This window comes from Pseudomonas sp. RG1, assembly GCF_025910115.1.
GTDB classification, from domain to species: domain Bacteria; phylum Pseudomonadota; class Gammaproteobacteria; order Pseudomonadales; family Pseudomonadaceae; genus Aquipseudomonas; species Aquipseudomonas atacamensis.
The window spans coordinates 1-19,174 of sequence record NZ_JAPCIK010000038.1 but is presented as its reverse complement, the minus strand read 5'-3'; the positions used below and the strand labels follow the sequence as shown (position 1 = coordinate 19,174).

20 protein-coding genes and 2 pseudogenes are annotated in these 19,174 nt (G+C 62.1%); 13 read left to right on the top strand and 9 right to left on the bottom strand.

Annotation, left to right across the window (positions count from 1 at the left end; translation table 11 throughout):
* Positions 1-2 precede the first annotated feature (2 nt).
* The 4 genes from codA to OK411_RS18920 all read right to left on the bottom strand — a co-directional run bounded on the left by codA (position 3) and on the right by OK411_RS18920 (position 4,407).
* Positions 3-1,238: a cytosine deaminase gene (gene codA / locus OK411_RS18935; protein ID WP_136493801.1), complete on the bottom strand. Its 1,236-nt coding sequence runs from the start codon at positions 1,236-1,238 to the stop codon at positions 3-5.
* A 14-nt stretch (positions 1,239-1,252) separates the two neighbouring features.
* Positions 1,253-2,524 carry a cytosine permease gene (gene codB / locus OK411_RS18930; RefSeq protein ID WP_130900554.1) on the bottom strand — a complete coding sequence of 424 codons (1,272 nt, stop codon included), beginning with the start codon at positions 2,522-2,524 and terminating at the stop codon, positions 1,253-1,255.
* Positions 2,525-2,885: 361 nt separating this feature from the next.
* Positions 2,886-3,242, bottom strand: a complete 357-nt coding sequence (queD, locus tag OK411_RS18925) for a 6-carboxytetrahydropterin synthase QueD (RefSeq protein ID WP_007915588.1) — start codon at positions 3,240-3,242, stop codon at positions 2,886-2,888.
* Positions 3,243-3,327: 85 nt separating this feature from the next.
* Positions 3,328-4,407, bottom strand: coding sequence for a patatin-like phospholipase family protein (locus OK411_RS18920; protein WP_197891120.1), 1,080 nt, complete (start codon positions 4,405-4,407; stop codon positions 3,328-3,330).
* 280 nt (positions 4,408-4,687) lie between these two features.
* Between OK411_RS18920 and OK411_RS18915 the strand changes: the two genes are divergently transcribed.
* From OK411_RS18915 to OK411_RS18900, 4 genes are read left to right on the top strand one after another with little or no spacing between them, the layout of a single operon-like run.
* Positions 4,688-4,996: a PepSY domain-containing protein gene (locus OK411_RS18915; RefSeq protein WP_016775414.1), complete on the top strand. Its 309-nt coding sequence runs from the start codon at positions 4,688-4,690 to the stop codon at positions 4,994-4,996.
* Positions 4,996-5,307, top strand: a complete 312-nt coding sequence (locus tag OK411_RS18910) for a PepSY domain-containing protein (protein WP_125918372.1) — start codon at positions 4,996-4,998, stop codon at positions 5,305-5,307. Before OK411_RS18915 ends, OK411_RS18910 begins: the two co-directional genes overlap by 1 nt.
* Before the next feature lie 3 nt (positions 5,308-5,310).
* Positions 5,311-5,979, top strand: a complete 669-nt coding sequence (locus tag OK411_RS18905) for a response regulator transcription factor (RefSeq protein WP_016775412.1) — start codon at positions 5,311-5,313, stop codon at positions 5,977-5,979.
* Entirely contained in the window at positions 5,976-7,289 is a 1,314-nt protein-coding gene (locus tag OK411_RS18900; protein ID WP_130929656.1) for a sensor histidine kinase, read from the top strand. The genes OK411_RS18905 and OK411_RS18900 overlap by 4 nt, the downstream gene beginning before the upstream one ends.
* Before the next feature lie 200 nt (positions 7,290-7,489).
* On the opposite strand, the gene OK411_RS27185 is transcribed toward OK411_RS18900, so the two are convergent.
* Complete coding sequence (locus OK411_RS27185) at positions 7,490-8,245, bottom strand: methyl-accepting chemotaxis protein (protein ID WP_371699990.1); 756 nt, start codon at positions 8,243-8,245, stop codon at positions 7,490-7,492.
* A 102-nt stretch (positions 8,246-8,347) separates the two neighbouring features.
* Positions 8,348-8,494, bottom strand: a pseudogene (locus OK411_RS27180) (HAMP domain-containing protein); the annotation flags it as partial.
* A gap of 1,585 nt (positions 8,495-10,079) precedes the next feature.
* Between OK411_RS27180 and OK411_RS18890 the strand changes: the two are divergent.
* The 3 genes and pseudogenes from OK411_RS18890 to OK411_RS27170 all read left to right on the top strand — a co-directional run bounded on the left by OK411_RS18890 (position 10,080) and on the right by OK411_RS27170 (position 13,280).
* Positions 10,080-11,396: a Na+/H+ antiporter family protein gene (locus OK411_RS18890; RefSeq protein ID WP_024013513.1), complete on the top strand. Its 1,317-nt coding sequence runs from the start codon at positions 10,080-10,082 to the stop codon at positions 11,394-11,396.
* A 201-nt stretch (positions 11,397-11,597) separates the two neighbouring features.
* A pseudogene (locus OK411_RS27175) lies at positions 11,598-12,422 on the top strand (cache domain-containing protein); the annotation flags it as partial.
* A 36-nt stretch (positions 12,423-12,458) separates the two neighbouring features.
* Positions 12,459-13,280 carry a methyl-accepting chemotaxis protein gene (locus tag OK411_RS27170; protein WP_370695145.1) on the top strand — a complete coding sequence of 274 codons (822 nt, stop codon included), beginning with the start codon at positions 12,459-12,461 and terminating at the stop codon, positions 13,278-13,280.
* A 200-nt stretch (positions 13,281-13,480) separates the two neighbouring features.
* Here OK411_RS27170 and OK411_RS18880 read toward each other — a convergent pair whose 3' ends face one another.
* Entirely contained in the window at positions 13,481-14,416 is a 936-nt protein-coding gene (locus tag OK411_RS18880; protein WP_264365520.1) for a LysR family transcriptional regulator, read from the bottom strand.
* A gap of 113 nt (positions 14,417-14,529) precedes the next feature.
* Here OK411_RS18880 and OK411_RS18875 point away from each other — a divergent pair, with 113 nt between their 5' ends.
* The 3 genes from OK411_RS18875 to OK411_RS18865 all read left to right on the top strand — a co-directional run bounded on the left by OK411_RS18875 (position 14,530) and on the right by OK411_RS18865 (position 16,204).
* Positions 14,530-15,015, top strand: coding sequence for a DMT family transporter (locus tag OK411_RS18875; RefSeq protein WP_016775407.1), 486 nt, complete (start codon positions 14,530-14,532; stop codon positions 15,013-15,015).
* Positions 15,016-15,018: 3 nt separating this feature from the next.
* A complete protein-coding gene (locus tag OK411_RS18870) occupies positions 15,019-15,471 on the top strand; it encodes a DMT family transporter (RefSeq protein WP_264365519.1) in 453 nt (150 codons plus the stop codon).
* A 565-nt stretch (positions 15,472-16,036) separates the two neighbouring features.
* Positions 16,037-16,204, top strand: a complete 168-nt coding sequence (locus tag OK411_RS18865; protein ID WP_016775405.1) for a metallothionein — start codon at positions 16,037-16,039, stop codon at positions 16,202-16,204.
* Between the two features lie 22 nt (positions 16,205-16,226).
* On the opposite strand, the gene OK411_RS18860 is transcribed toward OK411_RS18865, so the two are convergent.
* Positions 16,227-16,499, bottom strand: coding sequence for a hypothetical protein (locus tag OK411_RS18860; RefSeq protein WP_123442056.1), 273 nt, complete (start codon positions 16,497-16,499; stop codon positions 16,227-16,229).
* A 49-nt stretch (positions 16,500-16,548) separates the two neighbouring features.
* Positions 16,549-16,776 (bottom strand): DUF6555 family protein, encoded by a 228-nt coding sequence (locus tag OK411_RS18855; RefSeq protein ID WP_016775403.1) that lies wholly within the window; start codon positions 16,774-16,776, stop codon positions 16,549-16,551.
* Between the two features lie 147 nt (positions 16,777-16,923).
* Between OK411_RS18855 and OK411_RS18850 the strand changes: the two genes are divergently transcribed.
* The 3 genes from OK411_RS18850 to OK411_RS18840 all read left to right on the top strand — a co-directional run bounded on the left by OK411_RS18850 (position 16,924) and on the right by OK411_RS18840 (position 19,063).
* The gene (locus OK411_RS18850; protein ID WP_024013509.1) at positions 16,924-17,691 is read left to right on the top strand and encodes an AraC family transcriptional regulator; all 768 of its coding nucleotides are present in this window, start codon (positions 16,924-16,926) and stop codon (positions 17,689-17,691) included.
* A 210-nt stretch (positions 17,692-17,901) separates the two neighbouring features.
* Positions 17,902-18,075, top strand: coding sequence for a DUF1427 family protein (locus OK411_RS18845; RefSeq protein WP_123442057.1), 174 nt, complete (start codon positions 17,902-17,904; stop codon positions 18,073-18,075).
* 31 nt (positions 18,076-18,106) lie between these two features.
* Complete coding sequence (locus OK411_RS18840; protein WP_223631118.1) at positions 18,107-19,063, top strand: quinone oxidoreductase family protein; 957 nt, start codon at positions 18,107-18,109, stop codon at positions 19,061-19,063.
* The last annotated feature ends 111 nt before the right edge of the window (positions 19,064-19,174 follow it).

The window sequence follows — 19,174 nt, the reverse complement described above, 5'->3', positions numbered from 1 at the left end:
TCTCAACTGAACTCCACCACCGGCATCTGCCGCTTCATCAAAACCTTGCCGCCGCGAATCGAATACAGCGGCAGGCCTTGGCTGCGGATCACTTCGTAGTCGCTGTCCGCCGATAGAATCAGCAAGTTCGCCGGGCGGCCCTGTTCCAGTCCGTAGCGCTCGCCCAGGTGCATGGCTTTGGCGCTGTTGTCGGTGACCAGATCCAGCGCGCTTTGCAGGTTGCGATAACCGAGCATGTGGCAGATATGCAGACCGGCTTCAAGCACGCGCAGGATGTTGCCGTTACCCAGCGGATACCACGGGTCGACGATCGAGTCCTGGCCGAAACACACGTTCATCCCGGCTTCGAGCAGTTCATTGACGCGGGTCACGCCCCGGCGTTTCGGGAAGTTGTCGAAGCGCCCTTGCAGATGAATGCTTTCGGTCGGGCAGGAAACAAAACTGATCCCGGAATGGCCGAGCAGGCGGAACAGTTTGGCGCAGTAGGCGTTGTCATAAGAGCCCATCGCCGTGGTGTGGCTGGCGGTGACGCGGGCGCCCATGTCGCGGCTGCGCGCTTCTTCGGCAAGCACTTCAAGGAAGCGTGAATGCGGATCGTCGGTCTCGTCGCAATGCACATCGACCAGGCAGCCGGTGCGCTCGGCCAGGTCCATCAGAAACTTCACCGAGCTGACGCCCTGATCGCGGGTGTACTCAAAATGCGGAATGCCGCCGACCACGTCGGCGCCCATGCGGATCGCCTCTTCCATCAGCTCGCGCCCGTTGCGGAACGACTCGATGCCTTCCTGCGGGAACGCGACGATTTGCAGATCGATCAGGTGACGGCTTTCCTCGCGCACTTCGAGCATGGCCTTGAGCGCGGTGAGTTGCGGGTCGGTGACGTCAACGTGGGTGCGCACGTGCTGAATACCGTGGGCGGCCAGGGCCTGAATGGTCTTCTTGGCGCGGGTCTTGGTGTCTTCTTCGGTAATGGTGAACTTGCGCTCGCCCCAGCATTCGATGCCCTCGAACAGCGTGCCGCTCATGTTCCAGCGCGGCTCGCCAGCGGTGAGGGTGGCGTCGAGGTGGATGTGCGGCTCGACGAAGGGCGGCACCACCAGATTGCCGCCGGCATCGAGGTCATCCGGGCCGAGGGTCGGCGCTTCGGTCTGACGGGCGATGCTGTGGATCAGGCCGTCTTCAAGGTGCAATTCGTGCAGGCCTTCCTGGTTGCGCAGGCGGGCGTTGATGATGTGCATCAGGCGAATCCTTTTTATAGGTCTTGTAGTGGTGCGCTGACGCGACGGGCGCCGAGCACACCGGTGACGATGACATACGTTAGCGCGGCAGCGGCAATCCCTACCAGCGGCGCGACCCAGGGCGAACTGAACGCAGCGACGGTGCCCACCCCGTAGGCCCCGAGCCCCGGCCAGTTGAACGCCGGCAACCGTGCGTCGGCCAGGCGCGGATAGTGCCCGCGCCAGCGGTAGAAGAAGTCAGCCATGATCACTCCGCCAATCGGCGGAATCACCGTGCCGAGCAGGATCAGATACGGCACCAGCATGTCGTACATGCCGAGCAGGGCGAGCAGGGTGCCGATCACCGCGCCGCCGAGGGTCACGGTCTTGCGCCGCCCGGTACGCAGCAGGTTGCAGCCGGCGACGGCGAAGTTGTAGATGGTGTTGTCCTGCGTACTCCAGATGTTCAGCAACAGCATGGCCATCGCGGCCATGGCGAAGCCCTGCAACAGCAGCACTTCAACCACATCCGGCTGTTGATAGACGATCGCGCCATACGCGCCGATCAGCACCATCAGACCGTTGCCGATGAAAAAACCGATCAGGCTGGCCAGCACCGCGACTTTTGCCGAGCGGGAAAATCGCGTCCAGTTGGTGGCTTGCGTTGCGCCGCTGACGAAGGTGCCGAACACCAGCGTGATCGCCGTCGACCAGTCCAGCGAACCGGTCGGCACCACGCTGAGCAAGCCTTCGAAACCGCCGACTTTCACGGTCGCTGCCCACATCGACAGCATCAGCAGCAACATCATCGCCGGCACCGCGATGTACGAGAGAATTTCCAGGCCGCGATAACCGATGTACGCCGTAGCGCAGAAACCCAGACCGAACAGCACCATCAGGACCAGCACGGTGGTTTCATCGAGATTGAAATACTTGCCGATCACCACCGCTGCCGTCGCCGTGCCCCAGGCGTACCAGCCAATCTGGGTGAAGCCGAGAATCAGATCGCTGAGCTTGCTGCCGACTTCGCCAAAACAGAAACGGCCCATCAGCACCGAATTGAGGCCGCTCTTGAAGGCGATGTAACCCAAGCCTGCCGCGTACAGACCGAGCAGCAGATTGCCGACAATGATCACCGCCATCATCTCGGCGAAACCGAACGCGACCCCGAGCTTGCCGCCGGCAAACATGGTCGCGGTGAAAAACGTGAAGCCCAGTAACACCATCGCCGTCGAGGCCAGGCCTTTGCGCGCGTGCATGGGGACTTCACTGAGCGGGTAATCGTTGCCGGAGGCGTTCTGCGTCATGGGGCAGTCCTTGCTGGAAGGGGAAGACGCAGAAGGGTTGCAGCGGTCGTGCCAAGCGCGGTCGGGCCGGGTATGTATAGACGACACGGCGAAGTCAGGCGCGAAAACGGTGCACCCAAACACACCGAAGCCCAATGTAGGAGCTGCCGAAGGCTCGCGCCGCGATCGGACGATCTGATCGTTCCCACGCTCTGCGTGGGAGCCCAGGACGCTCCGCGTCCCATTCCAAAGCCGAACGCGGAGCGTCCTTTGAGGCATTCCCACGCAGAGCGTGGGAACGATCGGTGTCAGGGGGAGTAATGTTGGGTCAGAAGAAGCGCATGAGGGCAGCGGCGATGGCTTTGGCAGGAGATCTTTGTTGCTATTCGCCGCGATAGATGCAGCCGCTGGTGCACGTCTCATGAATGCGGATCGCGCTGAGTTCCGGCAGCAATGGCTTCATCTCGTTCCAGATGAATTTGGCCAGCACTTCGCTGGTCGGGTTTTCCAGGCCGGGAATGTCGTTCAGGTAGTTGTGGTCAAGACGCTCATACAGCGGCTTGAAAATCGCTTTGATCTCGGAGAAATCGCGAATCCAGCCAGTGTGCGGGTCGAGGTCGCCGCTCAGGTGCAGCGCGACCTTGAACGAGTGGCCGTGCAGGCGTCCGCACTTGTGGCCGTCCGGGACGTGCGGCAGGCGGTGGGCGGATTCGAAAGTAAACTCTTTGAAGATTTCCACGGTATTTTCGGCTCTGTTCAGATGGCGTTCGCCGCAGCGATTCGGGCAGGCGGCGAGTTTATCAGCTTGTCTTTGGCCGTGCTGACTAAAGGGTCAGCAAGCGCTCGGCGAGGCGACCATTGGCCGTCAGTTCGAGAAATTCGTCGCCCAGTCGGCGGCTCTCGTCCATCGCCGTGTGCCAGTATTTCTGTCGGCTCGGCGCATCGCCCATGAAGCGTTTGAAGTCGTTGCGATCGGGCAGTTTGCCGTAGGGCAGGCGCGCCAGATATTCCTTCGACGGCGCGACCAGCAGCACATCCTGCAGACGCTGCACCGAAGCGCGGCGCCATGGCAGGGTCTTGTCGAACCAGCCGGGAATCACTCGATCGGTGAAGTGCGGATAGAGCACGATACCGTCGCCGCTGTAGGGCAGGTCGAGATGGTAGTCGAGCAAACCGCCGTCGCGGAACGTACCCGCGCCGGCGCCGGGCAAGTCGCGTACGCCTTCCATGACCATCGGGATCGATCCGGAAGCGAGCAGGGCCTGGCGCAGGTTGCCGGTGTTGAGGGCAACGAAGCGCGAGGGGAAATCGGTCAAGGCATCAAGCGGCGGCGCCAGGCGCGGATCGTGGATGATCAGCCGCTCAAAGTGTCGCGACAGCCGTGCACGGCCGCGCAGGTTGTCGGCGATCACTGAACCCAGCGCCAGACCGAGGCGCCCGCGATGGTCTTCAGCGAGGCGGCCCTGACTTTTCACCACCATGATGTTCAGGCGGTAACCGGCGTTTTCGAGGATGCTCGCATCGCGGCCGTCGAGCAGGTCATTGAGCATGCGCTGCGAGCTCTGGCTGATCTCGGCCATGCTCACGCCTTTGTTGAAATTCTGCTCGGCGTAGAGCTGGCCGAGGCGGCGAATGCCCTCGGCGGCGTCCGGCAGGCAGGCGCTGGCGAAGCGCCAGGAACCCACCGAGGCGCCGATCAGCGAACGCTCACGCGGCGCACTCGGCAGCCACTCGCCGAACAACGCCAGATCGAGCCCCTGAATTCCCAACGCCTTCGGCCCACCGGCCGCACCGGGCAGGGTGCCGACGTCTGCGGCGTGCAATCCCTGCGCACGAATCCGCGCCATGGCCCGTGGGCCGGCCTTGAGGGTGAGGGCGGGAAACTTGATGTGGATGGCGGTCATACCGGTCTCGATCGTTAGCAAGCTGGCGATTATAAGCACACCGCCGAATCCTGTGGGAGGGCCCGCGACGACGGCGTACAGATCGTTCCCACGCTCTGCGTGGGAATGCAGCCGGGGACGCTCTGCGTCCCATTGGAACGCGGAGCGTCCCTTGAGGCATTCCCACGCGGAGCGTGGGAACGATCGGACTGAGGGGCACAATGATGGCCATTCAGTTTCAGTTAAGTTGATCCCGCTATGGTGCCCACCGTAAGCAACATATAAGAATTCGGAGACACCCATGAAAACCCTGACTGCCCTGACCACTGCCTCGATCCTCGGCCTTGGCGCCAACACTGCGCTGGCGCGCGATCTCGGACCCGACGAAGCGCTTCGTTTGCGCGACGCTGGTACTATCGTCTCCTTCGAGAAGCTCAACGCCATCGCCCTGGAAAAACACCCCGGTTCGGAAATCACCGAAACAGAGCTGGAGGAAGAGTACGGCAAGTTCATTTACCAGATCGAACTGCGCGACCCGAAAGGGCTGAAGTGGGATCTGGAGTTGAACGCGGTCGATGGTGAAGTGCTCAGGGATCATCAGGATACGTAATGAAGCTGAATAGTCGCGCCACCCGCCTGACGGCGCTGGTGCTGGTGTTGTTGTGCAGTACAGCCATGGCTCGCGACCTCGATCAGGACGAGGCGCTGGCCCTGCGTCGCGATGGCGTGATCCTGCCGCTGGAGCAAGTGCTGCAGCAGGCCATGGATCGCTACCCCGGCGCCAAGCTGCTGGAAGTCGAGCTGGAAGAAAAACACGACGTGTACATTTACGAAGTCGAATTGCTGACGGTCGAGGGCGTGGCGCGCGAGCTGCACCTGAAGGCCGATACCGGCGAGTTAGTCAAAGACAAGGAAGATTGATCGATGCGTTTGCTTCTGGTGGAAGACCACGTACCGCTGGCTGACGAATTGCTCGCCGGCCTGCAACGCCAAGGCTACGCGGTGGATTGGCTGGCCGATGGCCGCGATGCGGTGTATCAGGGCAGCAGCGAGCCCTATGACCTGATCATCCTCGACCTCGGCCTGCCCGGCGTGCCGGGGCTGGACGTGTTGGCGCAGTGGCGCGCCGCCGGCCTGGCGATTCCGGTGCTGATCCTCACCGCGCGTGATTCCTGGGCCGAGCGCATCGAAGGGCTGAAGGCCGGCGCTGACGATTACCTGACCAAACCGTTCCATCCGGAAGAACTGTACCTGCGCATTCAGTCACTGTTGCGCCGCTCCAAGGGCCAGGCCAACCAGCCGACTTTGCAAGCCGCCGGCCTGCATCTGGACGAAGGTCGCCAGTGCGTGGTTCGCGACGGCGCCGACATTCAGCTGACCGCCGCTGAATTCCGTCTGCTGCGCTATTTCATGCTGCACCCCGAACAGATCCTCTCGAAAAGCCACCTCGCCGAACACCTCTACGACGGTGAGACCGAGCGCGACTCCAACGTCCTCGAAGTGCACGTCAATCACCTGCGGCGCAAGCTCGGCAAAAGCGTGATCGAAACCCGTCGCGGTCAGGGTTACCTGTTCGGCGGGCAAGCTTCATGAGATCAATCCAGCGCCGTTTGAGCCTGGGTTTGATCAGTGTGATGGTGATCGTCGGTCTGGTACTGGCGCAAACCAGCCTGTGGTTGTTCGAAGTCGGTTTGCAGCGCTACCTCGAAGCCGGCCTGCGCAACGACAGCGAAAGCCTGCTGGTGGCGCTGGTGCGCGGCCCGCAAGGTTTGCAATTGGATGAGCGGCATCTCTCGCCGGCCTATCAGCGGCCGTTTTCCGGACATTACTTTCGCATCGATTTCTCCGACAGCCACTGGCGTTCGCGCTCGCTGTGGGATCAGGAACTGCCGCTGCTGCAACACCCGGGGCTGCACAGCAACCTGCAACTGGGCCCGGGCGGGCAACGCTTGCTGATACTGCGCTCGGACTATCGGCGCCTGGGTCAGTCGATCTCGATCAGCGTCGCCCAGGATTACACGCCGGTCAGCGACAGCTTCCAGCGCATGCGCCAGATCGGCCTCGGCCTGGGGCTGGCGGCGTTGCTGTTGATTCTGTTCCTGCAACGCCTGACCGTGCGCCGCGCGCTGAAACCGCTGGAACGCGCGCGCGAGCAGATCGCTCAGTTGCAACAGGGCCAGCGCTCGCAACTCGACGATCAGGTGCCGGTGGAACTGGAGCCGCTGGTGGCGCAGATCAACCATTTGCTCGCCCACACCGAAGACAGCCTCAAGCGCTCGCGCAATGCCTTGGGCAACCTCGGCCACGCGCTGAAAACCCCGTTGGCGGTGCTGCTCAGCCTGGCCTCCAGCGACAAGCTCGATGACCATCCCGAGCTGCGCAGGATTCTCAAGGAACAACTGGAACAGGTGCAGCAGCGCCTCAATCGCGAACTCAATCGCGCGCGGTTATCCGGGGATGCGCTGCCCGGCGCGTTGTTCGATTGCGATGCCGAGCTGCCGGGGTTGCTGGCGACGCTGAACATGATTCACGGCGAGCATTTGGCCTTGAGTTACGTTGCACCGCCGGGCTTGCAACTGCCGTGGGACCGCGAGGATTTGCTCGAACTGCTCGGCAACCTGCTCGACAACGCCTGCAAATGGGCCGATGCCGAGGTGCGCTTGAGTGTGATCGAAAGGTCTGACGGCTTTGCCTTGAGCGTGGAAGATGACGGCCCGGGGATTCCCGAAGAGCAGCGCACTCAGGTGTTCAGCCGTGGCACGCGGCTGGATGAGCAGACCCACGGGCATGGGCTCGGCCTTGGGATCGTGCGGGATATTGTCGATACCTGGGGTGGCTTGCTGGTGCTGGGCGAAAGCGAGTGGGGCGGGTTGAAAGTGGTGATTGAACTGCCTCGGCGGTGAGCCCTTGAAAAGCCCCTCACCCTAACCCTCTCCCAGAGGGAGAGGGGACTGATTGTGTTGTTCTTGAGAGATGCACCCACTTGAAATCCGAGTCGAACTCAGGACTTGAATGGCATGAAGATCGGCTCCCTTTCCCCGTCGCCCCCCTTGGGGGGAGAGGGCTGGGGTGAGGGGGGATTGCAACTGACACCCCGCACTTGTCAAACGCGAAACTGATCCATCAACCGCTGCTGCTGATTCGCCAGGCTGTTAAGCGACTGGCTGACGCGCGCCGATTCATTCGCCTGCCCGGACAGCGATTCGGTCACATCGCGAATCGTCGCCACGTTGTTATTGATCTCCTCAGCCACCGCGCTCTGCTCTTCGGCAGCACTGGCGATTTGCAGGTTCATGTCGCTGATCACCGTCACCGCATCGCCGATCTGCCGCAGCGCGGTCACGGCCTGGCCCACCTGCTCGACACTGCCCTGGGCCTGACGATGGCTGTTGCCCATCGAGCCGACCACTTCCTGCGTGCCGTTCTGCAATTGCTCGATGACCTGGCGGGTTTCCTCCACCGACTCCTGAGTGCGGCGCGCAAGGTTGCGCACTTCGTCGGCGACCACGGCAAAGCCGCGTCCGGCCTCACCGGCGCGGGCGGCTTCGATGGCGGCGTTGAGTGCCAGGAGGTTGGTCTGCTCGGCGATGGCGCGGATGGTTTCCAGCACCGTGCCGATCTTCTCGCTGTTCGCGGCCAGCCCTTCGACCTGAACCATCGCTGCGCTCATGTCGGCGGCGAGGGTGTCGATGCTTGCGGTGGTGCGGTCGATCACGGTCAGGCCCTGACGGGTGGCGCGGTCGGCGTCCTTGGCGGCTTCTGCAGCCTGGGCGGCACTGCGTGCAACGTCCTGGGCGGTGGCGCTCATTTCGTGGGAAGCGGTGGCGACCTGATCGACCTGACGATATTGCTGCTCCATGCCGGCGCTGGTCTGGGTGGCGATGGCCGAGGACTGGTCGGCGGTTTTGCGCGCATCCTGCACCGAGCGCTTCACCTCGGCGATGATCGGCTGCAACTTGTCGAGGAACTTGTTGAACCAACCGGCCAACTGGCCAAGCTCGTCCTGCTTGTCGTAGGCCAGACGCCGGGTCAGGTCGCCTTCGCCGCTGGCGATGTCTTCAAGCATGTGCGCCACACCAAGGATCGGCCTGGTCACGCTGCGCGCCATCAGCCACACCAGCAGCAGACCGATCAGCGCGGCGAGCAGGCCGAGGCTCAGTTCGATCAGCGTGCCCGAGGTATTGCTCGCATCCAGTTGCTGTTTGAGCGCTTCGGCGCGGCTGACCAGGACTTTCTCCGGCACATCGAGCAACACGCCCCACGCCGGTCCGTCGGGAATCGGCTGGAACGGCGACAGCACTTTCAACTGGCCGTTGCTATGCAGGCTGCTCACGCCAGTGCTCGCGGCGAGCAGGCGCAGCAACTCGCTGCCGCTGGCCTGATCCACCGCATCCAGGCGCTGGCTGAGTTTGCCGGCATCCGGGCTGTAACCGGCGAGCAGGCCGGCGGGGCTGACAATACTGACGGCGGTCTGACCGTCGTAAAGCTTGCGGCTGGCGTTCTGGCTGATCGCTTGCAGGCTATTGAGGTTGATGTCGACCGACAGCGAGGCGATGACTTTGCCATTGACCTGCAGCGGGAAGACGATGCTGGTCATCAGCACTTTCTGGCCGTCAATGACATAGAAGTACGGCTCGATCACACAGGGTTTGAGCGTGGTGCGCGGGCAGGTGAACCAGGCGTTGGCGGCCTGACCGCTGGGGCCGGTGCTGGTGTCGCTCATGTCGCTTTCCGGCAGCGCCATCGAGGTGACTTTGCCCGGGGTCGGCTGCGACCAGTACAGGGCGAAACGGCCCTTGTCGTTGCTGCCCAGTTCAGCCTGATCGGCGAACAGTTCGTCCTTGCCGTCCAGCGCGTTGGCCTCGAACACCAGCGACAGGCCGAGAAGGTCCGGGTTGGCTTGCAGCGCGGATTTGACCTGACGGGTCATGTCCTCGCGCAGGTCGAAGGCATCGAGAAAACGCTTCTCGGCCTGCTCACGCAAAAACAGCACCTGCCGCGAGAAACCGTGGCCGTACTGATAGGCGTCCATGAACTGCTGACGAATGCCGGCGGCCTGCACTTCACCTTGCGACTCGATCCGCGCCTGCGCCGATTCGGTGAGCATCTCCATGCTCGAGGCCTTGACCAGCGCCGAGCTGTGTTCCATGCGATACAGCGAAAGACCGACCAACAGGGTCACGATACCGGCCAGGCAGAGGCCGGCGAGCAGGGTGATTTTCCATTGGATGGAAAGTTGTCTGAGCGACATGGAAAACATCCTTATCCGATAAATATCTGAGACTTTGCACTGTAGCGGCCGCGTTTCGGCTTTCTTTATGCCGTGAGCGCAATATGACCGATTGCCGCATGCGGGGCCTGTGGTCCTGTGGTCCTGTGGTTCTGTAGTCCTGTAGTCCTGTAGTCCTGTAGTGATGTGGTCCTGTGGTCCTGTGGCGAGGGGATTTATCCCCGTTCGGCTGCGAAGCAGTCGTGACACCTGCGTACAGGGTTGTTTTGAAGTTTGCCGGGGGCGGCTTCGCCACCCAACGGGGATAGATCCCCTCGCCACAGGGCTTTGACACCGCCGCCACTCTGCGGCACAGTGCGCGCCCTCTAACAAGACCCTCTGTACACCTCCGCCGGCCAACCCCGGGCGGACTCATCCTGTCTGGCGGTGTGTTTGCACCCGCAGTGTTTTTTGAGGTAGTGAAATGAATGCAGTCATAGCAGCCGTCGGCGTCATGCTGATCCTCAGCCTGTCGCGCGTGCATGTGGTGATCGCGCTGATCGTCGGGGCGCTGGTCGGTGGCCTGACCGGCGGTCTGGGCATCGACGCAACACTCAAGGCGTTCAACAGCGGCTTGGGCGGCGGCGCGACCGTGGCGTTGTCCTACGCCTTGCTCGGCGCTTTCGCCGTGGCGATTGCCAAATCCGGCCTGGCCCATGCGCTGGCCGACAAGGCCCTGGCCATGGTGGATCGGCAGCATGCAACCGGCGGCGGTAACGTCAAATGGCTGCTGATCGGCCTGCTGTGGGTGGTAGCGATTGCTTCGCAGAACATCCTGCCGATCCACATCGCCTTCATTCCGCTGCTGGTGCCGCCACTTCTATATGTACTGACCAAGCTGCAACTCGATCGCCGTCTGATCGCCTGTGTCATGACCTTCGGCCTGATCACTCCGTACATGTTTCTGCCGGTGGGCTTCGGCAACATCTTCCTCAACGAAATCCTGCTGGCCAACGTCGCCCGCAGCGGCGTCGACATCAGCGGCATCAATGTCACCCACGCCATGGGTATTCCGGCACTGGGCATGGTTTTCGGCCTGGCGATGGCGTTCATCAGCTACCGCAAGAAGCGCGTGTATGACCTGGCGAAGATCGAACAGGTCGAGCAGACGGCGGTGCACTACAACCCGCTGAGCCTGATGATCGCCGGTGTGGCCATTGCTTCGGCATTCGTGGTGCAGTTGCTGCTGGACTCGATGATTATCGGCGCTCTGGTCGGGTTTCTGATTTTCTCGGTGTCGGGCATCGTCAAATGGCGCGAGACCGATGACCTGTTCACCGAAGGCATGAAAATGATGGCGATGATCGGCTTCATCATGATCGCCGCCTCAGGTTTTGCCGAGGTGATGAAGGCCACCGGGCAGGTGCAGACGCTGGTCGAATCGTCGGCGGCCTGGATCAATCACAGCAAAGGCGTCGGGGCTTTGTTGATGCTGCTGGTGGGCTTGCTGGTGACCATGGGCATCGGTTCGTCGTTCTCCACCGTGCCGATTCTCGCAGCGATTTTCGTGCCGTTGTGCGTGCAACTGGGCTTCAGCCCGATCGCCATCGTCTGCATCGTTGGCACTGCCGGCGCGCTCGGCGATGCCGGGTCGCCGGCCTCGGACTCGACCCTCGGCCCGACCTCGGGTCTGAACATCGACGGCCAGCATCACCACATCTGGGACACCGTCGTACCGACCTTCCTGCACTACAACCTGCCGCTGCTGGTGTTTGGCTGGGTGGCGGCAATGGTTCTGTAAGAATCCACAATTGCCCCTTGTGGGAGCGAGCCTGCTCGCGAAGGCGTCGTGTCAGTCGACACACAGGTTGCTGAGCCAACGCTTTCGCGAGCAGGCTCGCTCCCACAGGGGGGGCGGCGATGTTTCAAGACTCAACTTTTGCTCCGGCGTGCCGTTAAAGCCTTTAACCACGCCAACAAAATCAAAAGAGTGAGTCCCCCGATGCGCCTGAGTCTCAAGGCTAAAGTCCTGTCCCTTGCCGTTCTGCCGGTGCTGCTCTTTGCGCTGGTCATCAGCGTGACCACGCTGTTCATCCTCCAGGAACAGGCGCGCAAGGAGGTCGAACAGACCCGCGAGCGGCTGCTCAGCGACGCCAAGGCCACCCTGCAAAGTTACGTCGCCGTGGCCATGACCACGATCAAACCGCTGTACGACGCCGCCGCACCGGGCGATGACGCGGCGCGGGTGCAGGCGATCAAATTGCTCTCGGGCATCCGCTACGGCAAGGATGGCTACTTCTTCGGCTACGACTCCGAGACCGTGCGTCTGTTCAAGGCCAACGACCCCGACGGCGTGGGCAAAAGCTTCAAGGACAACCGCGATCCGAACGGCGTCTACGTCAACCTCGGCCTGGTCAAAGTGGCCAAGGACGGCACTCACTATCTGCAATACAGCTCGCCGCTGCCGGGTAACGCCAAGGTGCTGGTGCCGAAACTCGGCTACACCGAATACCTGCCGAAGTGGGACATGGCGGTCGGTACCTCGGTCAACCTCGACGGCATCGAAGCGCAAGTGGCGCAGGTCGAGGCGCAAGTGCAGGAGCGCGTGCAAGGCGTGGTGCTGAGCATTGTCGGCGTTGCGGTGCTGGTGCTGTTGGTGATCGCGGCGGCGGGGATGCTGCTGGCCAACACCATTCTGCGCCCGCTGACCCTGATGAAAGCCAACCTCGACGACATCGCGGCGGGCGAGGGCGACCTGACCCGGCGCCTGAACATCACCAGCCAGGACGAACTCGGCGAACTGGCCGGCTCGTTCAACCGCTTCGTCGACAAGATCCACGGCCTGGTGCGGCAGATTACCGAGATGACCACGCAACTGACCGGTCTGGTCACCCAGGTCTCGGAACAGGCGCAGCGTTCCGATCAGGCCATGGAGCGTCAGCGCCACGAAACCGATCAGGTCGCCACGGCGATCAACGAAATGTCCGCCGCCGCCCAGGAAGTCGCCAAGAGCGCACAGAACGCCGCCGTCGCCGCTCAGCAGACCGACGAAGAAGGCCAGAGCGCCAAGCGCGTAGTGGCGGGCAGCATCAAGCAGATTCATGCATTGGTCGACGACATCCGCAACAGCGGCGTATCGCTGGACAGCCTGCAGCAGGACGTCAGTTCGATTGTCGGCGTGCTTGGGGTGATCCGTTCGATTGCCGAGCAGACCAACTTGCTGGCGCTCAACGCCGCGATCGAAGCGGCGCGCGCCGGTGAGGCCGGGCGCGGGTTTGCGGTGGTTGCGGACGAAGTACGCGCACTGGCCAGCCGCACGCAGATCAGCACCCAGGAAATCCAGGGCATGATCGACCGCTTGCAGGCCGGCACGCAGCAGGCGGTCGAAGCGATGCGCCGTTCCAGCGAGGCCGGCGACGGCACTTCGCAGCAAGCCAATCAGGCCGGTGCATCGCTGGACGCGATGGCGCAGTTGATCGCCACGATCAACTCGATGAACGCGCAGATCGCCAGCGCAGCGGAAGAGCAGACGGCCGTGGCCGAAGAGATCAACCGCAGCGTGCATCAGATTGCGGTGGCGGTGGACAGCGTCGCCGATGAAACGCAACTGGGCGCGCAAACTTCGCGCAGTCTGGCGGAGCTGGGCCAGCGGTTGGGCAAGCTGGTCGGGCAGTTCCGTATCTGATGGCCTGAAAAGCCCCTCACCCTAGCCCTCTCCCAGAGGGAGAGGGAACCGATTGGGGAATATTGCGGGATTACGCCGACCTGAAAGTCCTGCTTTGAATCCATAATCGACGCGGTTTTTCAGGTCGATGCAGTAGGTGGGATACCTCGGTCGGTTCCCTCTCCCTCAGGGAGAGGGCTAGGGTGAGGGGCTCTAGATCTTCAGGCTCTGTCCCAATAAGGAATCTCGCCAAAACACTCGACAAAAAAATCAATCACCGTCCTCACCTTCACCGATAGCCGTCGGCTCCCCGGCCACAGCACGGCGATCTGCTGCGGTTCCAGGCTGTTCGACACCTGATATTCCCCCAGCACCGGGACCAGTGTGCCCTCGCGTACCGCTTCGCCAATCAGCCACGACGGAAACATCACCAGCCCTAAGCCTTGCTGGGCGGCCTGGGTCAGGGTGTCAGCGTGGTTGCCGGTGATCGGGCCTCTGACCGTGTACGGCGTCCAGTCCTCGCCATCACGGCGGAAAAACCAGCGCTGCTGACCGGCCGCGCCTTTGTAGGCCAGGCACTGATGTTGCGCGAGTTGGTCGGGATGCTGCGGCGTGCCGTGGCGTTTGAGATAGGTCGGGCTGGCGGCGACCTGAAAACGGTGCGGCGCCAGAATGCGTGCCTGCATGCTTGAATCGTGCAGCGCGCCGATGCGAAACAGCAGGTCGGCGCCTTCCTGTAGCGGGTCGACGTAATGGTCGGTTTGCTGGATATCCAGTTGCAGCTTCGGATAGCGCGCGCAGAGCTCGCCCAGCCAGGGTGTCAGATGGCGCTGGCCGAACACCACTGGCGCGTTGATGCGCACCAGTCCGGTGGGTTCGCTTTGCTGTTCCTGCAACGCCTGTTCGGCTTCTTCCAATTGCACCAGCAGTAACCGCGCATGGTGCCCGAGCGTGCGCCCGGCTTCAGTCGGGGTGACGGCGCGGGTGTGGCGGTAGAGCAATTGCTGGTTGAGCGCCTGTTCCATCAATTGGATCTGCCGCGAAATGGAGGAGGGCGCGACCCCTTCGCGGCGGGCGACTTCGGAAAAACTGCCGTGGTCGAGGACCGCCAAAAACAGCCTTAACGCTTTGAATCCGAGTTCGTTGAGCCCGTGCATGCCTTGTCTCGCTGTGCGTGTTGCGCAAAAGTGTTGTCCGGATGCTCCCATTTATCGCACAGCGGCGCCAGCCGATAATCCGCGCCATTGTTTTTGAGCGTGGAAGGTTATGTATGCAGACGTTGGATGAAGGGGTGGTTGCTGCACCGGTGAAAAGATCGGTGTTGCGTCTGCTGTTGCTGCCGCTGGTGATTCTCGCTGGCATGGGCTTATCGGTAGAAGCCGGATTGCTGGGGCCGCTGGGTGAGCAGGTCGGGCATTTGTGGGCGACTTTGAGCATCTTCGGCGTGGGTTCGGCGATCCTGTTTTTGCTCCTGCTGTTTGCCGGTCCGCAAAAAGGTCCGGCGCTGACCGAACTGCCGCGCTGGCAGTTGATCGGCGGGTTTCTCGGGCCGATCTACGTGGTGGTGCTGACGCTGGCGACGCCGCATATCGGCATCGCCATGACGATGATTGCGATTTTGTCCGGTCAGGTCGGCAAGAGTGTGCTGATCGACCATTTCGGCTGGTTCGGCGCGACGCGCAAGAAGGTCAACGGCGAGCGCTGGCTGGCGTTGGGCTTGATTGTGGTGGCTTTGGTTCTGATTGCGCGGGGGTGAGTGATGGGTCTGGTGATTTTGTTGGCGGTGGTGGTATTGGCCGGTGCGGTGTTGAGTGTGCAGGCTGCGATCAATGGTCGTCTGGGTGAGACGGTCGGTGTGCTGCGCTCCAGTCTGCTGACCTTTGCGATGGGCGCGGTGGTGACCGGGTTGTTGATTCTGTTTTTCGAGCCGGCGCAGGCGGTGAGTCTGCTTGAGGTGCCGAAGTGGCAGTTGACCGGGGCGCTGTTCGGCGTGGTGTACATGATGGTGATGGTGGGTGCGGTGCCGGTGGTCGGGACGGCTGTGGCGACGGTGGCGGTGATTGTCGGGCAGTTGGGGATGGGGATGTTGATCGACAATTTTGGCTGGTTGGGGAATCCGGCGATCGGCTTGTCTCCGAGTCGGATGTTGGCGATGGTGTGTTTGGCGGTGGCTTTGGTTTTTATGTATCGGAGTTCGCGGCAGGCGCAGTGATTTTATTTGTTTGACTGTGTACATATCCGTTGCTGCGGGTGTTGCTTCTGGCGGTTCCGCTGTGTACGACTGCGTCGTTCGGTCGCTGCGCTCGCACGTCCGGATCAATCCCTCCACTCAGCCTGCCGACGGGCTCTGAGATCAAGATCAAAAGCGGTACTCGAGCTTGCGCTTATTGTTTTGAATGGTTAGGAGCGGGTGGTGTCTGGCTTTGGTTTTGTGCTGGGATTCGCCCCTCACCCCAGCCCTCTCCCGGGGGAGAGGGGGCCGATTTTCGGGCTTTTCAAAATTTGCGTTCGACTCGGTATTCCACGTCGGCGGGTTTCTCGCAATCATCTCGGTCAGTTCCCTCTCCCTCCGGGAGAGGGCTAGGGTGAGGGGCTTTTGATGTCTGCGCAGGTCTGTGCTGCGCGCAGTTGTTCTGTGGCAGCGAGCCTGCTCGCGAAAGCCATCTCAGGGTCGACCAATCTCTCAACAGTTGGCCAGCCTGTAACACCACCTTCTACACTGTCCCTTATGGCTTGCTCGCAAGCCTCAGACAACCACTACGCAAGGAGTCTGTCCCATGTCCGACAAAAAATGCGACTGCCCGGGCTGCAACTGCACGATCAAAGAAGGCGAACATTCCTACGCTGTGCACGGCAAACACTATTGCTGCGAGGCTTGCGCTCATCACCACAAACACGGTGAAGAGTGTGCGATGAAGGGTTGCGGTTGCGCTCATCCGAAATAAGCACGGCAAAAAAAAGTGGAGCCTAATCAGGCTCCACTTCCATTTTCAGACTGTCGTCTTCCTGTCGCTCAAAGTGCCTCACCGTGCCTTGCAAGGTTCGCCCTTCGACTTTGACCACCACAATCTTCGCTTGGTCGAGGTCTTCGGGTACCGGTGCCTGGACGCACAAGGTGAAGCGATAAGGGTCATCCGCGACCGTTTCCAGTGCGACTTGGCAATTCACCGTTTTGGTGATCTGGCCGAAGAAGGTGGTCAGGCCGTAGTCCAGTCGGGCCGGGTGATAAGTGTCGGTCATCGGTCGATTCCCCCTGTCGATTGCCAAGCCTGCGGTGAGGGCGGTGGGGTCAGTTGGTCTGGCGCCAGGTGACGTTTTCCAGGCCGAATTTTTCTGCCATCGGTTTGCTGGTCTTTTGCACTTTCTCGCGACCGAAGCGCGGGATGCGACCCACGCCCGCGTCGCAGCTTGCCCAATGCCAGGCTTCGGCATTGTCCATTTTGTCCGAGCGGATAATGAACGACTTGGGGGTGCCATGCAGTGTGTAGTCGATGACGTAAAGTTTTGCGTTGTTCATAAAGCCCGAATTCCTCCCTGTGGTATTAAACGGATCGCGCTGTGCCGGGAAAATTCATTCGGATTGTCCGACGGTAGCTATCGTTGGCGAGGGCGGGGCAGGCTGGTTACCATGGCGGCTTCGCCAACCCCCCTGTGAACGCTCGCCATGGCCCTCGCCGCGCCCCCTGATCTGACCGACACCGATGTGCCCGTGCAACCGCTGGCGCGAACCTATCCGCGTGGTTTGTTCATCGAGCCGCACGAGCATGTCTGGGGGCAGTTGCTGTATGCGATGAGCGGGGTGATGTGGGTCGAAACCCCGCACGAAGCGCTGGTGGTGCCGCCGCAGCGGGCGGTGTGGTTGCCGCCGGGAGTGCCGCACGGGATTCGTGTGGTGTCGGATTTGCAGATGCGCAATATCTACCTGCGCCCGGCGCTGGCGGCGACCCTGGATGCGACGGTTCAGGTGATCGAAGTCGGCGGGTTGCTGCGCGAGTTGATCGTCGGGCTGGTGGCGCAGGGCGATGCCGGCGAGGCCGAGTATTACGAGGCACTGGTCGGGCTGGCGTTGCTGGAACTGCGCCGGGCCAGGCGTTCGCAACTGAAGATTCCGCTGCCGGATGAGTCCGACCGGCGTCTGATGAATCTGTGTCAGGCCGTGATGGCCGCGCCGTCGCTGGAGATCCCGTTCGAGCAGCATGCGCAGAACGCCGGGGCCAGCGTGCGTACCCTGGCGCGGTTGTTCAAGGACAGCCTCGGCATGGGCTTCGCCGAATGGCGGCGCCAGGTGCAGTTGGCGACGGCGGTGGCAGCGTTGATTCAGGGCGTGGCGGTGAGCGTCATTGCTCGCGAACTGGGTTATTCACCGAGCAGCTTCAGCGACATGTTTCGCCGAGAGCTGGGGGTGGCGCCTTCGCAATTCTCGGCAACTTGAACAGATCTATGTGGGAGCGAGCCTGCTCGCGAAAGCTTTGCACCAGGCAATGAAGTGCTGACTGGAAGACCGCATTCGCGAGCAGGCTCGCTCCCACACGGTTCTATGGCGGCTGCAGAAGGTTTGTCCGAAATTCAGAAGTCCTTGGCCGATACCGCTCCGCCCGTTTCCCTAGACTCTGCCCATCACTTATCGCGGCGGAGTTCCCCCATGAACTACCTCATTTCTCTGGCCATCGGCCTGGGCGTCGGCCTGCTCTATGGCGCGCTCGATTTCCGTTCTCCCGCACCACCGGCGATCGCGCTAATCGGTCTGCTCGGCATGTTGGCCGGTGAGCAGTTGTGGCCGCTGGGCCGGCAACTGGTCGCTGGCTGGTTGTCCTGAATTTCCCTTTTTCCTTTCGGTGGATGTGCCCATGAAAGCGTTGCAATTCGATCAGACCGGCGACCTGTCTTCCCTGCGTTTCGTCGACGTTCCGACCCCGGTGCCCGGCGCCGATGAAGTGCTGGTGCAGATCAAGGCTGCCGGCCTCAATCCCAGCGATGTGAAAAACGTCCTCGGGCGTTTTCCTTACACCACGCTGCCACGGGTTCCGGGGCGGGATTTTGCCGGGGTGGTGGTCGAGGGGCCGCAAGCACTGATCGGTCAGGAAGTCTGGGGTACCGGGCGCGAGCTGGGCTTCTTCGCCGACGGCGCCCATGCGCAATTCGTCAAATTGCCGGCCAGCGGCGTGGCGCAAAAACCGGCGCATTTGAGTTTTGCTCAGGCGGCCAGCCTTGGCGTGCCGTACACCACGGCGTGGGATGCGCTGGAACGCAGCCTGGTCAGCGCCGATACGCGTTTGCTGGTGATCGGCGGCGGGGCAGTGGCAACTGCGGCTTTGGCCCTGGCAAAAGTGCGCGGCGCGCAATTGCTGGCGGCGGCGCGCCGGCCCGAGCAGGTAGCCGATTTGCAGAAGCAGGGCTATCAGACGATTCAACTGGATAAGCCAGAAGACCTCGGTGCCCAGGTCAACGCGGTGTATCGCGGCGGCGCCGATGTGATCTTCGACACCACCGGTTTCTGGCTGCCGGCCTCGGTCGCCGCACTGGCGACCTTCGGCCGCATCGCCATCATCGCCGCGCCGGTCGACGGCCACGTGCAATTGCCGGCGCTGGCGCTGTATCGCAAGGGCGGCTCGGTGGTCGGGATCAACTCGTTGTTGTACGGCGTTGAGGCGTGCGCGGCGATGCTCGAGCAGTTCGGGCGGTTCTTCGATGAGGATCGCTTGCCACTGCCGCAGGGCCTGGTGCAAGTGCCGCTGGCTGAAGGGCTGGCGCGCTATGCAGAGGTCAATCAGGGCGGTGGTGACAAGATCATTTTGCTGCCCTGACTCGCGCAAACACTTGTGGGAGCGAGCCTGCTCGCGATGACGGTGGATCAGTTAAACAGTCGGCGACTGACACACCGTTTTTCGGGCGCCCGCTCCCTCCCCCACGCGAAC